Origin of the sequence: Streptomyces inusitatus, from assembly GCF_014651115.1 — a bacterium.
Taxonomy (GTDB): domain Bacteria; phylum Actinomycetota; class Actinomycetes; order Streptomycetales; family Streptomycetaceae; genus Streptomyces; species Streptomyces amakusaensis.
Genome location: NZ_BMWG01000013.1, coordinates 148,611 through 168,002, shown reverse-complemented (window position 1 = coordinate 168,002; position 19,392 = coordinate 148,611). Strand labels below are relative to the sequence as shown.

Here is a 19,392-nt window from a genome sequence, read left to right as displayed (position 1 = left end):
CCCGCGGGCACGCGGGCACGCCGAGAGGGCCGGACTCCCCTGGACAAGGATCCGGCCCTCAGCATCATCGGCAGTCGTCGTCCGTCAGCCCCGCAGGGCCTGGACCGCGGCGTCGAGCCGCTTGCCGAAGTCTCCGTCCGCCTGGCGGAAGTTGTTGATCGCGCGCTCGGCGATGTCGTCGCGCGAGACCTTGGCGATGAAACCGGACAGATTCTCGATCAGCCGGGCCCGCTCGTCCTCCGACATCAGCCGGTAGAGGTTGCCCGCCTGGACGAAGTCGGTGTCCTCGGCGTGGCTCGGGGCCGCCTGGCTGCCGGTGGCGCCCGTGACAGCCTCCCCGGACCACAGCGGCCGGTCGGTCTGGAAGGGGCCGCCGAAGCTGTTCGGCTCGTAGTTCTTCGCGCCCTTGTGGCGGCCGTCGTAGAGGAAGCCGTCCCGGCTGTTGGTCCGCGCCTCGGTGGCGTGCGGACGGTTCACCGGCAGATGGTCGGCGTTGATGCCGACGCGGTAGCGGTGGGCGTCGCCGTAAGCGAAGAGACGGCCCTGGAGCATCTTGTCCGGCGACGGACCGATGCCCGGGACGAAGTGCGCGGGCGAGAAGATGGACTGCTCGACCTCGGCGAAGACGTTCTCCGGGTTGCGGTTCAGCTCCAGCTTCCCGATCTCGACCGGCGGGTAGTCCTCGTGCGGCCACACCTTGGTGAGGTCGAACGGGTTGAAGCGGTAGGTCGCCGCGTCGGCCGCCGGCATGATCTGCACCTGCACCGTCCAGCTCGGGTAGTCCCCGCGCTCGATGGACTCCCGCAGATCGCGCTGGTGGCTGTCCGGGTCCGTGCCGGCCAGCTTGTCGGCCTCGGCCTGGGTGAGGTTCTTGATGCCCTGGTCGGTCTTGAAGTGGTACTTCACCCAGAAGACCTCGCCCGCGGCGTTGTTCCACTGGAAGGTGTGCGAGCCGTAGCCGTTCATGTGGCGCAGCGTGGCCGGGATGCCCCGGTCACCGAAGAGCCAGGTCACCTGGTGCGTGGACTCGGGCGACAGACCCCAGAAGTCCCATACGTTGTCGGCCTCCTGGGAGCCCGTGTACGGGTCGCGCTTCTGCGTGTGGATGAAGTCCGGGAACTTGATGGCGTCCTTGATGAAGAACACCGGGGTGTTGTTGCCGACGAGGTCGTAGTTGCCGTCCTCGGTGTAGAACTTCAGCGCGAAGCCCCGGGGGTCGCGCACCGCGTCGGCGGAGCCCAGGTTGCCGGCCACGGTGGAGAAGCGCAGAAACGTCTCGGTCTGCTTGCCGACCTCGGAGAGGAACGAGGCACGGGTGTACGCCGTGACATCGGCGGTGACGGTGAAGGTGCCGTAGGCGCCCGCGCCCCGCGCGTGGACCACCCGCTCCGGGATGCGCTCGCGGTTGAAGTGCGCGAGCTTCTCCATCAGCAGCTGGTCCTGCACCAGGACCGGGCCGCCGACGCCCGCGGTCTCGCTGTTCTGATTGTCGGCGACCGGAGCTCCGGCCTCCGTGGTGAGCGGTCCCTGCGTCACGTACGCCTCCTGCGTGATCCTTGTCCTGGCCCTTGTGCCGATCCGATCCTACGATGGACTTTGTCTAAGTCAAGTGAACATCCAAAGTCACACCCGTTCGGGATCACGGTCCCCCCGCTGTTAGGCTGGTCCTTATGAGTGACCTGTTGGAACGACTTCGCGGACGCGGCTGGCGGATGACCGCCCAGAGGCGTGTCGTGGCCGAGGTCCTCGACGGCGAGCATGTTCACCTGACGGCCGACGAGGTGCACTCGCGCGCGGTGGAGCGGCTGCCGGAGATCTCCCGCGCGACCGTCTACAACACGCTCGGCGAGATGGTCTCCCTGGGCGAGGTGCTGGAGGTCGCGACCGACCGCCGCGCCAAGCGCTACGACCCGAACGCCCACCGCCCCCACCAGCACCTGGTCTGCGGGCAGTGCGGCGCGATCCGCGACGTCCACCCCTCGGGGAACCCGCTGGCGAATCTGCCGGACTCGGAGCGGTTCGGCTTCACGATCTCCGACGTCGAAGTGACGTACCGGGGCCTCTGTCCGTCCTGCGCCGGCGCGTAGAACCCTCTTCCGCGCCGGTCGCGCCCCGGGGCCTCACGGCCCTTGGCGTCCCTATTGGCGTCTTCGCGGGCCTGAAACATGACGAAGGCCCGGATCCTGTTGGATCCGGGCCTTCGTCTTTTCAGTAGCGGGGACAGGATTTGAACCTGCGACCTCTGGGTTATGAGCCCAGCGAGCTACCGAGCTGCTCCACCCCGCGTCGTTGAACCCAACTCTACGGGAACCGACCGACCGGTGCAAATTCATGATCCAGAGGCCCGGGGCGGGCCCCTGGGCCGGGCCCGGGAGCGCCGCTCACGCGGTCAGCTCCTGGTGCAGGGCCTCCCGCAGCCGGGCCGCCCGCTCGGCCACCTCCGCCGGGCCCAGCTCGACCGCGCGGGCGCACCAGCGCTGCCCCTCGGTCAGCTCGCCCCGCCGCGCGGCGAGCAGCGCCAGCCGGAGCGCGGCCCGGCCGTGCCCCGCCCGGGCGGCCCGGCTCCACCAGAGCGCGGCCTCCCGCTCATTGCCCTCGCGCGCCAGCAGCAGCCCGAGGTTGAACGCGCCGTTGCGGCTGCCCGCCTCGGCGGCCTCCCGGTACCAGCGGGCCGCGTCCGTCATGTCGCCCCGGGACGCGGCGAGCATCCCCACCCGGACCTGGGCCCGGCGGTGCCCCTGCTCGGCGGCGCGCGCGTACCACTCCTCGCACTCCGTCTTCTCCGCCATCGGCTCGCCGAGCACCGGCGAGCCCGGCGGCGGCTGGCGCGCGTCCAGCAGCGAGGCGAGCCGGAACGCGGCCTCCGTGCTGCCGCCCCCCGCCGCGCAGCGCAGATGGCGCTCGGCGCCGAGGTCGTCGCCGTCCCGCAGCCGGGCGATGCCCACCTGGAGCGCGGCCTCCGTGTGTCCGGCCGCCGCGGCCCGCTCGTACCAGACCAGGGCCGTACGGTCGTCGTCCCGGCCCGCGTGGAGGATGCCCAGGTTGAACGCGGCGTCCACGCTTCCGGCCTCGGCCGCCTTGGAGAACCACGGCTCGGCCCCGATGGCGTCGCCGGCCTGGAGGAGGAGGACCGCCAGCGCGTTGGAGGCCTCCCGGTGGCCGGTGTAGGCGGCCTGGCGGTACCACTGCTCGGCCTGCTGGGTGCGGTCCTGGGAGGCGCAGAGCAGCCCGAGGTTGTACGCGCCGTTCACATCGCCCGCGGTCATGGCGGCGCGGTACCAGCGCTCGGCGGTCTGCTGCTGGCCCCGGGCCGCGTGCAGCGCGCCCAGGGCGTTGGCGGCGTTGCCGTCGCCCTCCTGGGCGGCGCGCAGCCACCAGATCGCGGCGCTCTCCTCGTCGCCCGCGTCGCGCAGCAGGAAGCCGAGCGCGCAGGCGGCGCGGGTCTCGCCGTCCTTGGCCGCGCTCAGGTACCAGCGGCCGGCCTCCTTGAGCTCGCCGCGCTTCTCCAGGATCGAGCCGAGGTGCAGGGCGGCACGGCGGTGCCCCCGGGCGGCGGCCTGCTGATACCACTGGGCGGCCTCGTCGAGGGTGGAGAGCCGGAGCCGGGCCGCGGTGTCCACCGGACCCGGCTCGGGCCCGGAGAGGCCCGCTCCCGGGCCCGGAGGGCGTACGCCCGCCCCGGGCGGCGGCGCGCCGGGGGCCGGGGGCCGCGCTCCCGGGCCGACGGCGCTCGCGAGCATGCCCGGACGCGCGGGCGGACGGGTCTCGTCCGCCGCGCGCAGCTCCAGTGTGCGGGCGAGGCGGTACGCGGCCTCGCGGTGCCCCTGTTCGGCCGCCGCGCGCAGCCAGCGCTCGGCCCCGGCGTCGCCCCGGTGCTCCAGCAGGTCGGCGAGGGCGTACGCCCCCAGCGCGTGGCCCTGCTCGGCGGACTGGCGCAGCCAGTACTCGGCGGCCGGCTCGTCGCCGCGCTCGCGGAAGTGCCGTCCCAGGGCGTGGGCCGCGGCGGCGGAGCCCGCGACGGCGGCGATCCGCCACCAGCCCGCCGCCTCGTCGGGATAGCCGCGCTGGTGGAGCAGTACGCCCAGGTTGTTGGCGGCGGCGCGGTCGCCCTCGGCGGTCGCGCCGCGCAGATAGGACTCGGCGCCGTCGAGGTCGCCCCGGCGCAGCAGGAGCGCGCCGAGCATGCTCATCGAGGCGGTGTCCCCGGCGTCGGCCGCGCGGCGGTGCCGCTCCTCGGCGCCGGCGCTCTCCAGGGTGTCGGCGATGGCCCCGTCGGCCGCTTCGACGTCGACCGGGTCCGTGTCGGAGCCCTCGCGCACAGTAGTGCCGGCGGTGCCGTCCGGGACGGGCTCGATCCCGTCCGCTGCTCCTCCGGCGTCCCGCTGCACAAACCGCCCTGTCTCCAACAGAGTTGCCCTGTCCCCCATATATTCCATCGTCGCACCACCCGCAACCCGCTCACACCCGGTATACCGCAACCAGGAAGGTCACTTCAGCGTTTTGTCGACATGCCCACAGGGAGACAAGTCAAAACGCTCACCCTGTCAACTCGCCGCGCCCCGTGTCTGGTTCCCGGCGGTCTTCATGGGCACATACGCATGAAGAGGGCCCGGATCCTCAAAGGATCCGGGCCCTCTTCGATTTCAGTAGCGGGGACAGGATTTGAACCTGCGACCTCTGGGTTATGAGCCCAGCGAGCTACCGAGCTGCTCCACCCCGCGTCGTTGTGTTCACACACTATCACGGCACGAGATGTTGCCTGCTCACAGGCGTTGCCGCGGGGGCCTCGACGGCCCCCGCGGCAGCCCCCGAAAGGGCTATGCGTCCGCTAGGGCGACTTTGACGCCGCCGGGCTCTTCTTGCCCTCGGCCGCCGACAGCCGCTCCAGGGCCGCGTCGAGATCCTCCTGGGCCCTGCCGTACGCGCCCCAGTCCTTCGGGTCCTTCGAGAGCGCCGCGTCGGCGTCCGTGTGGGCCTTCAGAACGTCGGCGATCGCCTTCTCCAGCGAGTCGCCCCCGGTGGCCGGCGGCTTGGTGGGCGGCGGCGTGGTGGTGCCGTCGCCCGGCGGCTCGGTGCCGCCCTTCTGCTCGAAGACCGCGTCGAGCGCCTCCGTCAGGCTGTCCTTGAAGACCGGCTTGCCACCGCCGTAGGCGACGGCGACCTTCTTGAGCAGCGGATAGTTGGCGCTGCCACCCCGGGCGTAGACCGGCTCGACGTAGAGGAACCCGCCGTCCAGGGGGATTGTCAGCAGGTTTCCGTACTCGATGTCCGAGTCGGTGCCCCTCAGGTCGCGGACGAAGGTGGCGACCTCCGGCACACCGTTCAGCTCGGACTGCACCTGGGACGGGCCCTGCACGGTCTTGGTGACCCTCAGCAGCCTTATCGTTCCGTAGCCCTTGCTGTTGGCGTCGGCGTCGACCGCCATGAAGGCGCCCAGATTCGGACGGCCGGCCGGAGTGAAGGTGGTCGTCAGCGAGAACTTCTGCTCACTCTCGCCGGGCATCTTCAGGCTCAGGTAGTACGGCGGTACCGCGCTGGTGTCCTTCTTGTTCGTCGGGTCGTCCGGCACCTGCCAGGCGTCACTGCCGCTGTAGAACTGCTCGGGCTCGGTCACGTGGTACCGGGTGAGCAGCTCGCGCTGGACCTTGAACATGTCCTGCGGGTAGCGCAGGTGGGAGCGGAGCTCGTCGGAGATCTCGCTCTTGGCCTTGACCGTGCCGGGGAACGCCTTCATCCAGGTCTTCAGGACGGGGTCCTGGGTGTCCCACTGGTAGAGCTTCACCGAGCCGTCGTAGGCGTCGACGGTGGCCTTCACCGAGTTGCGGATGTAGTTGACCTGGTTCTGCTGGGCGACGACCGCGCGCTGGTTGGTGGTCAGCGAGTCGGCGGTGGTGTCTCCCAGCGTGGTCCGCGAGGCGTAGGGGTAGCCGTTGGTCGTGGTGTAGGCGTCCACGATCCACTGGATACGGCCGTCGACCACCGCGGGGTAGGCGTCGCCGTCGATGGTGAGCCAGGGGGCCACCGCCTCCAGGCGCTCCTTGGGCGTGCGGTTGTAGAGAATCCGCGAGCCCTCGCCGACGGCTCCCGAGTACAGGATCTGCGGCTCGCCGAAGGCCACCGCGTACGCGGCGCGGTTCAGCGTGTTGGAGATGCTGACGCCGCTCTTGCCCTGGTAGCTGGTGTACTTCGTGGGGCCGGTGCTGGCCTCGTAGTCCAGCTCCTTCTGCGGACCGCCGACGATCGAGTACTGCTCGGTCTTCTCGCCGTAGTAGATCCGCTGCTCGTACTTCTTGCCCTTGTTGTCGTCGCTCAGCTGACCGGTGGTGGGCATTCCGGACTCGGTGAAGTCCGGCGAGCCCACCGTGCCCTCGGTCGGATCGGTGATCGCGCTGGTGCCCTTGGCCGCGATCGCGCCGTAGCCGTGGGTGTAGGTGAAGTGATCGTTGATCCAGTTCCGCTTCGGGATACCGGTGATGTCCAGCTCACGCAGGCCGATGACGGTGTCCTGCGGCTTTCCGTCGGGGCCGGTGTACCGGTCGACGTCCAGCGTCTCGGGGAACTGGTAGTACTTCCGCTCCTGCTGGAGCTGCTGGAAGGCCGGGGAGACGACATTCGAGTCGACCACCCGGTAGCTGGCCGCCGAGGTGGCCTCGTCCCGCTGCTGAGCCTTCCGGTTGGGGTCGCCCTTGCCCTCGTAGTCCTCGGGCTTGGCCCCGTCGATGCCGTACGCCTTGCGCGTGGCATCGATGTTCTTCTGGATGTACGGGCTCTCCTTGGCCTGCTCATTCGGCTGGACCTGGAACTTCTGCACGATGGCCGGGTACAGACCGCCGATGAGGATCGCCGACAGCACCATCAGACCGAAGCCGATCATCGGCAGCTGCCAGGTGCGCCGCCAGAGCGTCGCGAAGAAGAGCACGGCGCAGATGACGGCGATGCAGAAGAGGATCGTCTTCGCCGGGAGATAGGCGTTGGCGTCGACGTACCGAAGGCCCGTCCAGTTGCCGGTGGCCTTGAAGTCGCTGGACTTCACCGCGAGGCCGTACCGGTCCAGCCAGTACGCCACCGCCTTCAGCGAGACGAAGAGGCCGAGCAGGACCGACAGATGTCCGGTGGCCGCGGCCGTGGCGCGCGCGCCGGGGCTGGTGATGCGCAGCCCGCCGTACAGATAGTGGGTGAGCGCGGCGGCGATCAGCGAGAGCACCGCCGTGGCGAAGCCGAAGCCGAGCAGGAACCGGTACCAGGGCAGGTCGAACGCGTAGAACGACACGTCCATGCTGAACTGGGGGTCCTTCTGGCCGAAGGCCACCCCGTTGACCCACATCAGCCAGGTGCGCCACTGTCCGGTGGCGGAGGCTCCGGCGATCAGCCCGACGAGGGCGGTGATCGCGAGGAGCACCCACTTCTTGAACGGGGCGATCCCCATCCGGTAGCGGTCCAGGCTCTGCTGCTCCAGCGACATGGCGCTGAGCGGCGGGCGCAGCCGGTGCGCGAGCCAGATGTTCACCCCGACGGCTGTCGCCATCAGCAGACCGAAGACGGCGAACAGGCCGATCTTGGTCCACAGGGTGGTGGTGAACACCGATGAGTAATCGACGGAGCGGTACCAGAGCCAGTCGGTCCAGAACCCGGCGAACATGACGAACGCCATGGCCAGGACCGCCAGCACGCCCAAAGTCATCAGCAGGGTGCGGACACGCCGAGACGGCCGGCCCACTCTGATCCGTGGCCCGGTCGGGGGGCCTCCGCCGCGGTCCGGCATCTGGAAAGCCAACGTGCGCACCTCGAAGTTCGCGGTTGTGTAGATATTCGCGGTCTGTCGTACGGGCCCCGCGATCCTAGAGCCCCACTGATGCAACTTACCGAGGCTTTACCTAGTTCCCATATCGGGGCCGGAAGGAGGCAGGATATTGGGCATGTCCAATGTTTCCCCTTCCACCCCCTCTTCCGGGGGCCCCGGCCAGACGCCTTCCGCGCCGGGTCCCATCGCCGCCAGCCCGCTCACCCGTGCCGTACTGGAGATCGACGAGTACGCCTCGGGGCTCGGCTGGGACCAGCCCGCCAGGCTCTTCGCCCTGGTCGACACCGCGAAGCTGCGCACCCAGGAGCCGGGCCTCGCGGCTCAGCTCGGTCTCGACGGGGACGAGGCGGCCTCGCCGCTGACCCCGATCGAGCAGGACGAGATCCCGCCGGGCACCGCGCTCGACGAGTTCCTCGGCCGGATCGCCTGGCCGGACGCGATCGTCGGCTGCGCGCTGACGGTGGAGCGCCACATGCTGCCCTCGACGGCGGAGGCCGCCGTTCCCAAGGGACTCGACGATGCCTCGCTGAGGAAGTGGGTGGCCGCTCACCCGGACCGTCAGGAGGTCCGGATGACGGTGGCGGTCCTCCGTGACGGCGCTCGTGAGTCCGCGCTGCGGCTGCGCGAGAAGGACTCCCCGAAGGAGGTTCTGACCGGCTCCGACCTGGTGCCCGGGCTGGCGGACGCGCTCTCGGCGACGTTCGAGGGATAGCGCGCCCGCCCTGCCTCGGCCCGCGCGGGCCGAGGCAGGGCGGTACAGAGCGGTACGGAGCGGTACGGGTCGGTACGGGGTCAGCGGGCGGAGCAGCTCGGCAGCTTCGCCGTGTCCCCGGATTTGATCTTCTTCAGCGATTCCGTCGCGTCGGCGATGTTCTCCACCTTCACCAGGGTCAGTCCGTCGGGAACGTCCGACACCGCCGTCGCGCAGTTGTCGCTGGGCGTCAGAAAGTACTTCGCCCCGGCCTCCCGGGCCCCGACCAGCTTCATCTGGATGCCGCCGATCGGGCCGACCTCGCCCGCGTCGTCGATCGTCCCGGTGCCCGCCACGAACTCCCCGCCGGTCAGATCGCCCGGGGTCAGCTTGTCGACCAGGCCCAGCGCGAACATCAGACCGGCGCTCGGCCCGCCCACATCGGCGAGATTGATGTCGATGGTGAACGGGAACGCGTGATCGGTCCCGGCCTGGATGCCGACGATCGCCCGGTCGCCGCTCTCCGACTTCGCGGTGGTGATCGTCACCTTCTCGGTCGTGTCAGGTTCCTTGCCGGCCTTCTCCGCCGCGGCGGCCTCCTTGGCCGGGACGATGGTGAAGACGACGTCCTGGCCCGGCTTGTGCCGGGTGACCAGCTTGGCGACATCGGCCGGCGCCTTGACCCGCTCGCCGTCCACGGCCAGGATCACATCGCCCGCGTGGAGTCTGTCCTCGGCGGGGGTGTCCTTGACGACCGTGGAGACCACCGTCTGCGTCCGTACCGGAATCTTCAGCTGCTTGAGTGCGGCGACTTTCGCGCTCTCCTGCGACTGGGTGAACTCCTCGGCGTTCTCCTGCGTCGACTGCTCCTCGGTCTTCCCGTCCGGGTAGAGCGTCTCGTGCGGCACCACGACATTGTCATGAGCCAGCCAGCCGTAGATCGTCTCCACCAGGTTCAGCCGGTAGTCCGCGCCCGTGACCCGGACCGTCGTCATATTGAGATGACCGGTCGTGGGGTAGGTCTTGCGTCCGGAGATCCGCAGAACCGGTTCACCGCCGGCGTTGCCGAGCGTGTTGACCGTCGGTCCGGGAGACATCTCCGAGTACGGCACGGGGATGAGCACCCCGGCACAGAGCAGCGCGATGAAGATCAAGGTGGAGGCGAGCATCGTCGCGGTGCGGCGTGGCATGGAACGACAGTACGGGACCTTGCTGTCAATGCACTGTCGGGGCCGGGCCGTACGAGGGCCGCTCCGGGGCGGCGTACGGCGGGCGGCGCGAAGGGCCTGGCCGGTCGGCCGGCACCGCTACTCGGCGGGCCTGTCGGCGGAGCCCGCTTTCTCCATCGCATCACGGAAACGCGCGTAGCCCGCCAGCTCGGCCACGTCTCCGGTGGTCCGGTTCCGAGAGGCCCAGCCTCCCCATATCGCTGCACCGACAACAGCGAAAAGCGGAATCAACAACCAGGCAAGTGCTGCCATCGCGACCTCCCTACCCCATGGGTGAACTCGACTGAATGATCAGCAGATTAGCCATCCGCCAGTTCAACGCTCGTGGCAGGGGGGCGGTTACGCAAATCGGGGCGCTTGAGCACTCTGAGGGTTTCAGCCGCCCCCCGTCCCCCGAACGATCCACCAGTGCGAGGGCGCTACGCGCCCACCCTCCCACCCGTCGCCCGACCACCGCCCCCAGAAGAGGGGCGCTACGCGCCCACCCACTCGTCTGTCCCGTCCGAGAAGGTCTGGTGTTTCCAGATGGGGACCTCGCGTTTGAGGTCGTCGATGAGGCTGCGGCAGGCCTCGAAGGCATCCCCCCGATGGGCACACGCCACCGCCACGACGACCGCGAGATCGCCGACCTTCAGATCCCCCACCCGGTGGACCGCGGCCAGCGCCCGGACCGGGAACTTCTCGGCGACCGCTTCGGCTATCCGGCGTATCTCCGCCTCGGCCGTCGGATGACAGGAGTACCCGAGGGCCGCCACGTCCGCGCCGCCGTCATGATCGCGCACGGTGCCGACGAAGAGCGCGGTGCCGCCCGCCGAGTCCTCCCCGACCGCGGCGAAGACCTCGTCGAGCGAGAGCGGGGTGTCACGGATCGCGATCAGCCGGACCGGATCCCGCCCCGTCTGTTCACCAGGATGGTCGTACCTGTTGCCGTTGTGCCCCACCGTGCCCAAGGGCACTGACAGGGGGTAACCGCCCTGGGGGGGGCGAGTGCCGCGGGCCGGGCGGGCCGGGCGGCGGGCCCGCCCCGGCCGCTACAGCCGCCGCCTCGCCTTGCGGGCTCGGCGTACCAGTGCCGCCGTGCCGAGCAGCGCGACGGTGGCCCCGGCCGCACCCGCGGCGGTGGCGTCCTTGCGGCCGAGACGGCGGCCCGCGAGGGTGTGGCGGCCCTCCACCTCTTCGAGCAGGGCGGCGAGGACCTCCTCGTTCGTCCAGCGCGGACGCCAGCCCGCGTCGTGGAGGCGGCTCACGCTCACCACCCAGGGGTGCATGGTGTACGCGAGGTCCCCGGCCGGGGACGGGGTCAGACCGATGCGGTGGAGCCGGGCGGCCGCGCCGAGCGCCACCGCCGAGGGCAGCTCCATCCGCCGGATGCCGCTGAGCTCCTCGACCTGGTCCTGTTCGAGCCAGCCGTCGCAGCCGACGGCGAACTCTCCGTCGACCTTCTCCAGGGCCGCGTACTCCAGGGCGCTCACCAGGTCGTCGACATGGCAGAACTGCCAGGTCGGACGCGACCCCGCGACCACCAGCAGCCGGGGTGACTCGAAGTAGCGGGTCAGCGCCGTGTCGGTGCCGCCCACCAGGACAGTGGGCCGCACCACGGTCACATTGAGCCCGGGGTGCGCGCGCGGGGCCCGTCGGCCCAGACGCTCGATCTCCAGGAGATCGCCCACGCCGGTGGCCTCGGCTGTGGCGCGCAGCTCGGCATCCTCGGAGAGCGGCACATCATTGTCCGGCAGTGCTCCGTAGACCATGGCGGAGGTGCACAGGACCACCCTGTGCACACCGGCCGCCGCGGCGGCCGTCAGCACGGTCTGTGTACCGCGTACGTTGTACGCGGTACGGGCGGCGGCGTCGGCCTCCAGGTCGAGATCGAGCGCGAGGTGCACGACCACGTCCACGCCGCGCAGCTTCTCGGCGATCGCGGGGTCGCGAACGTCGAGAATGTGCCACTGCGCCTCGGAGACCTCGCCCCGGCGCTCGTCGATCGCGATGACCTGCTTGACCTCGTCGGACGCGGCCAGCCGTCGGGCGAGCAGTTCGCCGATGCCGGTGGCGGCTCCGGTGACCGCGACAACGGGCCCCCTGTTCGGGGGCCCGTCGCCGATGGCCGGGGTTGAGCGGTTTCGCGCTCCGCGAACCTGCGGATCTGGGGAACTCACCAGGCGTCTCCAGCGGTTGTCTTCAGTACGTTAGCGAATGACGCGTACGTACCAGGTGGCGTCCATCCTGCCCCAGGCCACGAGCCGACGGAGCACCGAGCCCGCCCGCGGGCTCGGGTGTCTACGCTGGGAGTGTTGTCGGGCATTCGCCGCCGGCCCGGAGCCGGCGGCCCTACGAGCCGAGGAAACCCGTGAGTGACACCCCATTCGGATTCGGCCTTCCGCCGGAGGAGCCGGAGAACGGCGACGAAGGCAAGAAGAAAGATCCCGCCGGCGGTGGCCCCACCCCGGGGAACCCCTTCGGATTCGGCGGCTTCGGCGGAGACGGCGGGGACAATCCCTTCGCCGCCATGTTCGGCTCGCTGAACCCCAATGACCTGGGCGCCGCCTTCCAGCAGCTCGGCCAGATGCTGAGCTACGAGGGCGGCCCGGTGAACTGGGACATGGCCAAGCAGATCGCCCGCCAGACGGTCTCCCAGGGCACGGCGGACGGCACCAAGGACGAGAGCGTGGGCCCCGCCGAGCGCACGGCGGTCGAGGAGGCCCTGCGGCTGGCCGATCTCTGGCTGGACGGGGTGACCTCGCTGCCGTCCGGCGCGAGCACCGCCGTGGCCTGGAGCCGCGCCGAGTGGGTCGAGCAGACCCTGCCCGCGTGGCAGCAGCTCGCCGACCCGGTCGCCGAGCGGGTCGGCATGGCCATGGGCGGCGTACTGCCCGAGGAGATGCAGGCCATGGCGGGCCCGCTGATCGGCATGATGCGCTCCATGGGCGGCGCGATGTTCGGCCAGCAGATCGGCCAGGCCGTGGGCGTGCTGGCGGGCGAGGTGGTCGGCTCGACCGACATCGGTCTGCCGCTCGGCCCGGCCGGCAAGGCCGCCCTCCTTCCGCTGAACATCGAGGCGCTCGGCAAGGACCTCGGGGTGGCGAAGGAGGAGGTCCGCCTCTATCTGGCGCTGCGCGAGGCCGCCCATCAGCGGCTCTTCGCCCATGTGCCGTGGCTGCGGTCCCACCTCTTCGGCGCGGTCGAGGGATACGCCCGGGGCATCAAGGTCGACACCACCAAGCTGGAGGACGTGGTCGGGCAGTTCGACCCCTCGCACCCCGAGCAGCTTCAGGAAGCCCTTCAGCAGGGCATGTTCCAGCCCGAGGACACCCCCGAGCAGAAGGCCGCCCTGGCGCGTCTGGAGACGGCGCTCGCGCTGGTCGAGGGCTGGGTCGACGCGGTGGTGCACGAGGCCGCCTCGACGCGCCTCACCTCCGCCGGAGCCCTGCGGGAGACCCTGCGCAGGCGGCGGGCCTCCGGCGGTCCCGCCGAGCAGACCTTCGCGACGCTGATCGGGCTCCAGCTGCGTCCGCGCAGGCTGCGGGACGCCTCGCGGCTGTGGGCCTCGCTCACGGACGCCCGCGGGGTGGACGGCCGGGACGCCCTCTGGGAGCACCCGGACATGCTGCCGACGGCGACCGACCTGGACGACCCCGACGGCTTTGTCCACCGTGAGCACCTCGACTTCTCGGAGCTGGACAAGATGCTCGGGGAGGCCGCCTCCAAGGACCGGTACTCCGACCCGGGCTCCGGTTCCGGTTCCGCTTCGGAGGACGACGAGGGCAGCGACGGCGACGAGGACGGCAAGGGCGGCAAGGGCGGTTCCGGCCGGTGAGTCTGCACGACGACGCCCTACGGACGCTGAAGGAGTACGCGGACGGGGACCAGGAGGAGCTGCGCGGGCTCTATCTGGACCACCTCGCCGCGTACCCCGACGGGATGTGGAAGGCCTGCACGGCGGGCCATCTCACGGCCAGCGCGCTGGTGATCGATCCGGCGCGTGAGCAGGTTCTGCTGACCCTGCACAAGAAGCTCGGGATGTGGCTCCAGATGGGCGGCCACTGCGAGCCCGGCGACACCACGGTGGCGCGCGCCGCGCTGCGCGAGGCCGCCGAGGAGTCCGGCGTGGCGGGTCTGACGCTGCTGCGGGGAGGGACCCCGGTGCGGCTGGACCGGCATCCGATCCCGGCCCCGTGCCACTGGCACCTGGATGTGCAGTACGCGGCGCTCGCCCCGGCCGGCTCGGTCGCGGAGATCAGCGACGAGTCGCTGGATCTGCGCTGGTTCGGCTACGACGAGGTGGCGAATGTGGCCGATGTCTCAGTCGTACAGCTGCTGGAGCGCACTCGCGCGCTGCTGTGAGGTCCGGTCGACCGGTCTGAGTCGTGGGCGCGGTAAGGGGCGGTCTCCCTGGAGACCGCCCCTTACGCATGCTCTCGGTGCTCAGCTCCAGGCGTTGCCCTGGTTCTGCCCGTCGTTGCCGTACCGGCCGCGCAGGCCCTCGCCGATCCGTGCCTCCTGGGGCGGCATGACCTCGCTGGGCTGGACCAGTGCGAAGCCCTGGCCGAGGAAGTTCAGCTCCCAGCCCTCCCCGGTGCTGCCGCGCCGGCGCAGGACGTTGAAGGAGTGCGTCTGGGCCTGCATCTGCACCCTCAGCGCGGTGGACCAGGCGACGATCGCGTCGGAGTCGACATTGACGTACTTCTCCGGGGTGACCGTCATCATGAGCGGCCGTCCCGAGGTCATCAGCGCGATCCTACCCCGGCCGGTGACATTGAGCTGGTACTTGCCGGATCCGGAGATTCCGTACTGGCTGTCCACCGCGATGACCTCGGTGTGCAGGGTGGAGTCCAGGGCCAGGACGTAGTCACTGTCGACCGTGATGCCCTCATGGTCCACGTCCACGACATGGATGTACTGCGCGAGATTGGCGAAGTAGACGGTGCCCTGGCCCGAGCAGCGCATCAGATCCAGGCCCTCGCCGGTGCTCCGCCGGGCTCCCCGGTGGTGGGCGGACTCGTACTCGGCGTCGAAGTCGATCAGCCCCTGGTGGGCGACCATCGCGCCCTTGCGGGCGAGCACATCGTCGTGGCCGGTGAGGGAGACCCTGAGCAACTGCGGGTTCTGCACCGTGTAGCGGTCCTGGGACTGCTGCTCGGCGTGGTTGAAGAGTGGACTCTGCATGGTGTGTTCTCGCTCCCTCAGCCCCGGATCCGCAGCCGGTCGGAGCTGTCCTCACTCGGCTGTACGACGACGATTCCCTGGCCCGAGAAGGCCATCTGGAAGGCCTCACCGCTGCCCCGCCCGATCAGGGAGGACGCCTTGAAACTGCGCTTGCCCTTGACCTTGAGCTTCGGGGACCAGGCGACCAGGGCGTCCGGGTCGACATAGGTCTCGTCCTCGCCCCTGCCGCAGTCCACGACGATCGGGGTGCCGCGCGAGGTCAGTGCGACCCAGCCGGTGCCCGAGATCTCCACGTTCCACAGGCCCTGGCCGGCGAGCTTGGCGAGGCCCTTGACCCTTTCGACGCGCCACTGGAGATGGGCGTCGAAGGCGAGCAGATTGGAGCCGTTGACCGAGATGGAGTCGTTGTCGAGATTGACGACGACCACATCGGCGCCGTAGTCGGCGAGATAGAGCAGTCCGTCGCCGGAGCACTTCATGACGGGCGAGCCCTCGCCGGTCATCCACTGGGCGGCGGCCTGCCGGGCGGCGGGCGGATTCGGCTCGTACTGGATGAAGCCCTCGTACGCCACGATCGAGCCGGTGCGTGCGAACAGGTCCTGGCCGGTGGCCATGGCGACCTTGAGCATGGTGCGGCCGTGGTTCTCCATCCGGGCTGTGACGGGGGTCGGGGCGTGGCCCGCGAGTTGCTGGTTCATGTCCGGGCTCCCTCAGACCTCGTAGGGCTGAACGACGATGAAATTGCCGGGGGCGCCCCGGAACTGGAGGTTGACCGCCTCGCCGCTGTGCCCGGGATAGGCGTTGCGGCGCAGCCTGACCTGGCTGGAGAGGATCACCTGCGACGCGGCGGACCAGGCGACGACCGCGTTGGCGTCGGCGAAGGTGGTCGGGGTCACGGGCAGTACGACGGGGATGCCCCGGGTCTTGACGACGACGGTGCCGGTGCCGGTGAACTGCATGGTGAACAGCGCACCGCCGGGAATGCCGTGGCCCTCGATACGGCGGACCTCGTAGTGGAGTTCCTCGTCGAAGGCGAGGACGTTCTCGGCGGAGACGCAGATGCCGTCGCCCTGGAGCTCGATGGGGTGCAGATGGGCGGCGTTCTCGGCGAGGAAGACCTGCCCCCGGCCGGAGCAGCGCATCAGCTGCATCTCCTGGCCGGTGGCGTCGCCGATCACCCGGCCGGCGAACCCCGCGCTCTTGTGGCTGAAGTCGACCTTGCCCTGATACATCACCATGCTGCCCTGCCGGGCGAGGACGGCCGAGCTGCCCACGGCCAGCTCGACGCGCATGAGCTGCTCATTCTGCGCGGCCCAGCGAAGGCCCGCGGGCGTCTCGCGGTACGGCCGAAGCGCGGCCTCAAGACCGGGGCCCGCCGTCGTCGGCACCCCCTGGGGGACACCCTGCGGAAGCCCGGGGGGCTGTGCGTACGGAGGCGGGGTGTGCTGCCCGTACGGCGCGGGCGCGCTCGGCGGCGCGGCCTGCGCCGGGAACGGCGCAGGTGCCGGGGGTGGTGCCGGGGGCGGCGGCACGGTGCCGGTGAGCGGGGGCATCGGGGCCATGACGGTGGGCGCGCTGTGCGTATGCGCCGGTGCGGGGGCCGGTGCCGGTGCCGGTACGGGGGCCGGTGCGGCGGGCGTGCCGAAGGCGGGCGCGGGCGGCGGCTGGGGTGCCGACGGGACGGCCGGGGCGGCCGGGACTCCGAATGCCGGGGGCGCGTCGGACGGGGGCGCGAAGGCCAGCACTCCGCCCTGCGCGGGCTGCTCGGGCGGCTCCTCGTCGGCGACCTCGCCGCCGAAGTTCTTCAGCAGGGCCTCCAGGCCGCCGTCGAAGCCCTGTCCGATGGCGGCGAAACGCCAGACGTCCTTCAGATAGAAATCGCCCAGCATCACCGCGCGCTCGGTGGTGAACTCCGAGCCGTCGAAGGGGTAGCGGGCGACTTCCTGCCCACCGGCCACGATACGGAGGTAACCGGGGCCGATCTGCGACATCTGACCGGCGCCGTCGAGGGTGGCGGTGAAGGAGAGCTTGTGGATGTGCGGGGGAAGGCGGTCGAGCGTGACACGGAAGGACTCGGTGTCACCGGCCTGCGCGCCCAGTAGCTGAATCGACTCTTCCGGCGACTTGGGCTGGTTGAAGAAGATGAAGTAGCGGTCGTCGGAAAGCTGTTCATCGGCATCCAGACCGAAACAGCTGATGTCGAAGGTCAGCCCCGGGGCCGTGATCTGGACGCCCACGTACAGATCGATTCCTGCTGTGAGATCACTGATCCTGGCCTTGTGGCCGCGTTGAAATTCCCTGGCCATACGTAACGACCGTCCCCCATCCCAATAATATGAATACGTCGCGCCAGGCTAACCGTTGTCCACTGCATTGAGGCAGGGTCGGCCGCGGCTGGGACACATTCGATACGGTGCGGACGCACCGCCCGGTCATGAGCCGTCCGGCTCGCTTCCGACCGGCTCGCCCTCCGAGCGACTCGCGCCCGGGGCCGGGGCCGGGGCCGGCCCCTCGTCGTCGCTCTCGTCGCCGTCGCCGTCGGGGGCGGAGTGCCGCAGTCGGTCGGCCGCCACGATGCCCTCCAGATATCCACGGGCCCGCTCGGTGCGGGGATACGCCTCCAGAAGCCGCCAGAAGCGCGGCCCGTGTCCGGGGACCAGGAGATGCGCCAGCTCGTGCACGAGTACGTAGTCCACGACGTACTCCGGCATGCCCTGGAGACGGTGGGAGAGCCGGATGCTTCCCTCGGCGGGGGTGCAGGAGCCCCAGCGGGTGTTCTGATTGGTCACCCACCGGACGGAGGCGGGCCTCGCCCGGCCGCCGAAGTACTGACCGGACAGACGCTCCGCCCGCTCGGCCAGTTCACCGTCGCCGAGAGTCCGTTTGCTCTCCTGGGCCGCGAGTTTGTCGAGCATGACGCCGACCCAGCGCTGTTCCTCCGCCTCGGACATCCGGGCGGGGATCAGGACGATGGTGCGATCGCCCTCCCGATAGGCGGAGACCGTGCGGCGGCGGCGCGCACTTCTGCGGACCTCGACCGCGCTCGTCCGCGATCCGCGGGACGGACGGGGCGGGGTCTCCCCGGCGACGCTGGGGGATGGGTCGACTGACACGCCCCGACGTTACCCGCTGACCATGGGGGAAGTCCCGCCTCCGGAAGGGTTCAGACATGATCCACTTCATGACTGCACCATTTGAACGACTAATACCCCGGACCTGTGGACAACTTTTCACAGGCTTCGGCGCGGGCGGGCATTCTGGCGACTGAACCGCGAAGGATCCACGGGGAGATCCGAGCGCGTTCTTCTGTACACGCACAAACGGGGGAAGCTGAAATGCATCCGATGCTGAAACCCGCCCTGCGGCGGGCATGGCGTGAACGGCAGAGTGTTCAGTTCGGGGTGACACCGGCACACGCGGTGACGGTCGGCCCGATCGACACCACCACCGGCACACTGATCGAACTGCTCGACGGGACGAGGGGGCTGCCGCTGCTGCGCCAGGAGGCCCGCGCGATGGGGCTGCCCGAAGGACACCTGGACGCCCTGGTGCGGCGGTTCTCGGCCGCGGGGCTGCTGGACGACGCCACGGCGGGCGGCCCGGCCGTCGACGCCCTGCGCGGCAGGGCGGAGGGCCTCGACCGGCTGCGCCCCGATCTGGCGGCGCTCTCGGTGGTCCACCCGGAGCCGGGCGAGCCGATACGGCGGCTGGCGGCGCGCCGGGCCGTCCGGGTCCGGATCCGGGGCGCGGGCAGGGTGGGCGCGGCGGTCGCGGGGCTGCTGTCCGCCGCCGGGGTGGGGCGGATCGAGGTGCTGGACGGCGGGAGCGCCGAGCCCTGGGACGTGTCGCCCGGCGGGCTGCCTCAGGAGGCGGTCGGCGAGCGGCGGGAGGCGGCGGCGCGGCGGCTGGTCCGCCGGTCCGCGCCGATACCGCAGCCGCGCTCGGCCGGTGCCGGGCGGGACGGCGCACGGGCGGAGGGAGGTGGCGAGGCCGGGCTGTCACTGATCGTCGTCTGCCCTCGTGACGGGCTGGCGGCCTACGCTCCCGATCCGGCGGCGGCTTCGGAGTGGATCGCCACCGGGACCCCTCATCTCTACGCGGGGGTCATCGAGGCGACGGGTGTGATCGGCCCGCTGGTGCTGCCCGGCGGCACCGGATGCGCGGGCTGTCTGGAGCTGAACCGGACCGGGGAGGACCCGGGCTGGCCGAGGCTGCTGGCCCAGTGGCGCTCGGGGCGGCGGCGGAATCCGGTGCCGGCCTGTGACATCGCTCTCGCCGCCGCGGTCGCGGGCACCGCCGCGGCCCATGCGCTGTCTTTCCTGGACGGGGAGCTGCCGACGAGCACGGGAGCCCGCTGGGAGACCTCGCTGCCGCTGCTCGACTGGCGGTCCGAGCGGATCACACCGCATCCGGAGTGCGTCTGCGGCTCACGGGGGAAAAGTGAGGGGCAGGACACCTCGGGCTTCGGCCCTCCTCACGAGACAATGGCCGGGTAATCGCCGTCG

General features: G+C 70.6%; 15 protein-coding genes and 2 tRNA genes. 5 read left to right on the top strand and 12 right to left on the bottom strand.

Features of this window, described 5'->3' with window-relative positions; all coding sequences use genetic code 11:
- Positions 1–84 precede the first annotated feature (84 nt).
- On the bottom strand, positions 85–1,554 hold the full coding sequence (locus tag IE247_RS20545; RefSeq protein WP_190124688.1) for a catalase: 1,470 nt from the start codon (positions 1,552–1,554) through the stop codon (positions 85–87).
- Between the two features lie 116 nt (positions 1,555–1,670).
- Between IE247_RS20545 and IE247_RS20540 the strand changes: the two genes are divergently transcribed.
- Positions 1,671–2,087, top strand: a complete 417-nt coding sequence (locus IE247_RS20540) for a Fur family transcriptional regulator (protein ID WP_190124652.1) — start codon at positions 1,671–1,673, stop codon at positions 2,085–2,087.
- Between the two features lie 125 nt (positions 2,088–2,212).
- Here IE247_RS20540 and IE247_RS20535 read toward each other — a convergent pair.
- The 4 genes from IE247_RS20535 to IE247_RS20520 form a co-directional block, all read right to left on the bottom strand.
- A tRNA-Met gene (locus tag IE247_RS20535) sits at positions 2,213–2,286 on the bottom strand.
- Positions 2,287–2,381: 95 nt separating this feature from the next.
- On the bottom strand, positions 2,382–4,436 hold the full coding sequence (locus IE247_RS20530; protein ID WP_190124651.1) for a tetratricopeptide repeat protein: 2,055 nt from the start codon (positions 4,434–4,436) through the stop codon (positions 2,382–2,384).
- A 211-nt stretch (positions 4,437–4,647) separates the two neighbouring features.
- Positions 4,648–4,721 (bottom strand) — tRNA-Met (locus tag IE247_RS20525).
- A 107-nt stretch (positions 4,722–4,828) separates the two neighbouring features.
- On the bottom strand, positions 4,829–7,762 hold the full coding sequence (locus IE247_RS20520; RefSeq protein WP_190124687.1) for a UPF0182 family membrane protein: 2,934 nt from the start codon (positions 7,760–7,762) through the stop codon (positions 4,829–4,831).
- A 154-nt stretch (positions 7,763–7,916) separates the two neighbouring features.
- Between IE247_RS20520 and IE247_RS20515 the strand changes: the two genes are divergently transcribed.
- Positions 7,917–8,513, top strand: a complete 597-nt coding sequence (locus tag IE247_RS20515; protein ID WP_190124650.1) for a PPA1309 family protein — start codon at positions 7,917–7,919, stop codon at positions 8,511–8,513.
- A gap of 80 nt (positions 8,514–8,593) precedes the next feature.
- Here the strand turns inward: IE247_RS20515 and IE247_RS20510 are convergent, their stop codons facing one another.
- The 3 genes from IE247_RS20510 to IE247_RS20500 form a co-directional block, all read right to left on the bottom strand.
- Positions 8,594–9,682: a YlbL family protein gene (locus tag IE247_RS20510; protein ID WP_190124649.1), complete on the bottom strand. Its 1,089-nt coding sequence runs from the start codon at positions 9,680–9,682 to the stop codon at positions 8,594–8,596.
- A gap of 512 nt (positions 9,683–10,194) precedes the next feature.
- Positions 10,195–10,671, bottom strand: coding sequence for a molybdenum cofactor biosynthesis protein MoaE (locus IE247_RS20505; RefSeq protein ID WP_229869250.1), 477 nt, complete (start codon positions 10,669–10,671; stop codon positions 10,195–10,197).
- A gap of 81 nt (positions 10,672–10,752) precedes the next feature.
- Positions 10,753–11,880 (bottom strand): SDR family oxidoreductase, encoded by a 1,128-nt coding sequence (locus IE247_RS20500; protein WP_190124648.1) that lies wholly within the window; start codon positions 11,878–11,880, stop codon positions 10,753–10,755.
- Positions 11,881–12,071: 191 nt separating this feature from the next.
- On the opposite strand from IE247_RS20500, the gene IE247_RS20495 reads away from it, so the two are divergent.
- Together IE247_RS20495 and IE247_RS20490 are read left to right on the top strand one after the other, a co-directional pair.
- Positions 12,072–13,538, top strand: coding sequence for a zinc-dependent metalloprotease (locus tag IE247_RS20495; protein WP_190124647.1), 1,467 nt, complete (start codon positions 12,072–12,074; stop codon positions 13,536–13,538).
- On the top strand, positions 13,535–14,065 hold the full coding sequence (locus IE247_RS20490) for an NUDIX hydrolase (RefSeq protein ID WP_190124646.1): 531 nt from the start codon (positions 13,535–13,537) through the stop codon (positions 14,063–14,065). Before IE247_RS20495 ends, IE247_RS20490 begins: the two co-directional genes overlap by 4 nt.
- A gap of 81 nt (positions 14,066–14,146) precedes the next feature.
- Here IE247_RS20490 and IE247_RS20485 read toward each other — a convergent pair whose 3' ends face one another.
- From IE247_RS20485 to IE247_RS20470, 4 genes are all read right to left on the bottom strand, one after another.
- The gene (locus IE247_RS20485; protein WP_190124645.1) at positions 14,147–14,887 is read right to left on the bottom strand and encodes an AIM24 family protein; all 741 of its coding nucleotides are present in this window, start codon (positions 14,885–14,887) and stop codon (positions 14,147–14,149) included.
- Between the two features lie 17 nt (positions 14,888–14,904).
- Positions 14,905–15,585, bottom strand: a complete 681-nt coding sequence (locus tag IE247_RS20480; protein ID WP_190124644.1) for an AIM24 family protein — start codon at positions 15,583–15,585, stop codon at positions 14,905–14,907.
- Positions 15,586–15,597: 12 nt separating this feature from the next.
- Complete coding sequence (locus tag IE247_RS20475) at positions 15,598–17,193, bottom strand: TerD family protein (RefSeq protein ID WP_190124643.1); 1,596 nt, start codon at positions 17,191–17,193, stop codon at positions 15,598–15,600.
- Between the two features lie 126 nt (positions 17,194–17,319).
- The gene (locus IE247_RS20470; RefSeq protein ID WP_229869242.1) at positions 17,320–18,000 is read right to left on the bottom strand and encodes a M48 metallopeptidase family protein; all 681 of its coding nucleotides are present in this window, start codon (positions 17,998–18,000) and stop codon (positions 17,320–17,322) included.
- Positions 18,001–18,222: 222 nt separating this feature from the next.
- On the opposite strand from IE247_RS20470, the gene IE247_RS20465 reads away from it, so the two are divergent.
- A complete protein-coding gene (locus IE247_RS20465; protein WP_190124642.1) occupies positions 18,223–19,383 on the top strand; it encodes a TOMM precursor leader peptide-binding protein in 1,161 nt (386 codons plus the stop codon).
- Positions 19,384–19,392 lie beyond the last annotated feature (9 nt).

What these genes read in the sequence shown, in the direction of transcription:
- IE247_RS20540 (WP_190124652.1), top strand. Translation starts at nt 1,671, where the DNA reads ATGAGTGACCTGTTGGAACGACTTCGCGGACGCGGCTGGCGGATGACC.
- IE247_RS20530 (WP_190124651.1), bottom strand. Translation starts at nt 4,436, where the DNA reads ATGGAATATATGGGGGACAGGGCAACTCTGTTGGAGACAGGGCGGTTT.
- IE247_RS20520 (WP_190124687.1), bottom strand. Translation starts at nt 7,762, where the DNA reads ATGCCGGACCGCGGCGGAGGCCCCCCGACCGGGCCACGGATCAGAGTG.
- IE247_RS20515 (WP_190124650.1), top strand. Translation starts at nt 7,917, where the DNA reads ATGTCCAATGTTTCCCCTTCCACCCCCTCTTCCGGGGGCCCCGGCCAG.
- IE247_RS20510 (WP_190124649.1), bottom strand. Translation starts at nt 9,682, where the DNA reads ATGCCACGCCGCACCGCGACGATGCTCGCCTCCACCTTGATCTTCATC.
- IE247_RS20485 (WP_190124645.1), bottom strand. Translation starts at nt 14,887, where the DNA reads ATGCAGAGTCCACTCTTCAACCACGCCGAGCAGCAGTCCCAGGACCGC.
- IE247_RS20480 (WP_190124644.1), bottom strand. Translation starts at nt 15,585, where the DNA reads ATGAACCAGCAACTCGCGGGCCACGCCCCGACCCCCGTCACAGCCCGG.
- IE247_RS20475 (WP_190124643.1), bottom strand. Translation starts at nt 17,193, where the DNA reads ATGGCCAGGGAATTTCAACGCGGCCACAAGGCCAGGATCAGTGATCTC.
- IE247_RS20465 (WP_190124642.1), top strand. Translation starts at nt 18,223, where the DNA reads ATGCATCCGATGCTGAAACCCGCCCTGCGGCGGGCATGGCGTGAACGG.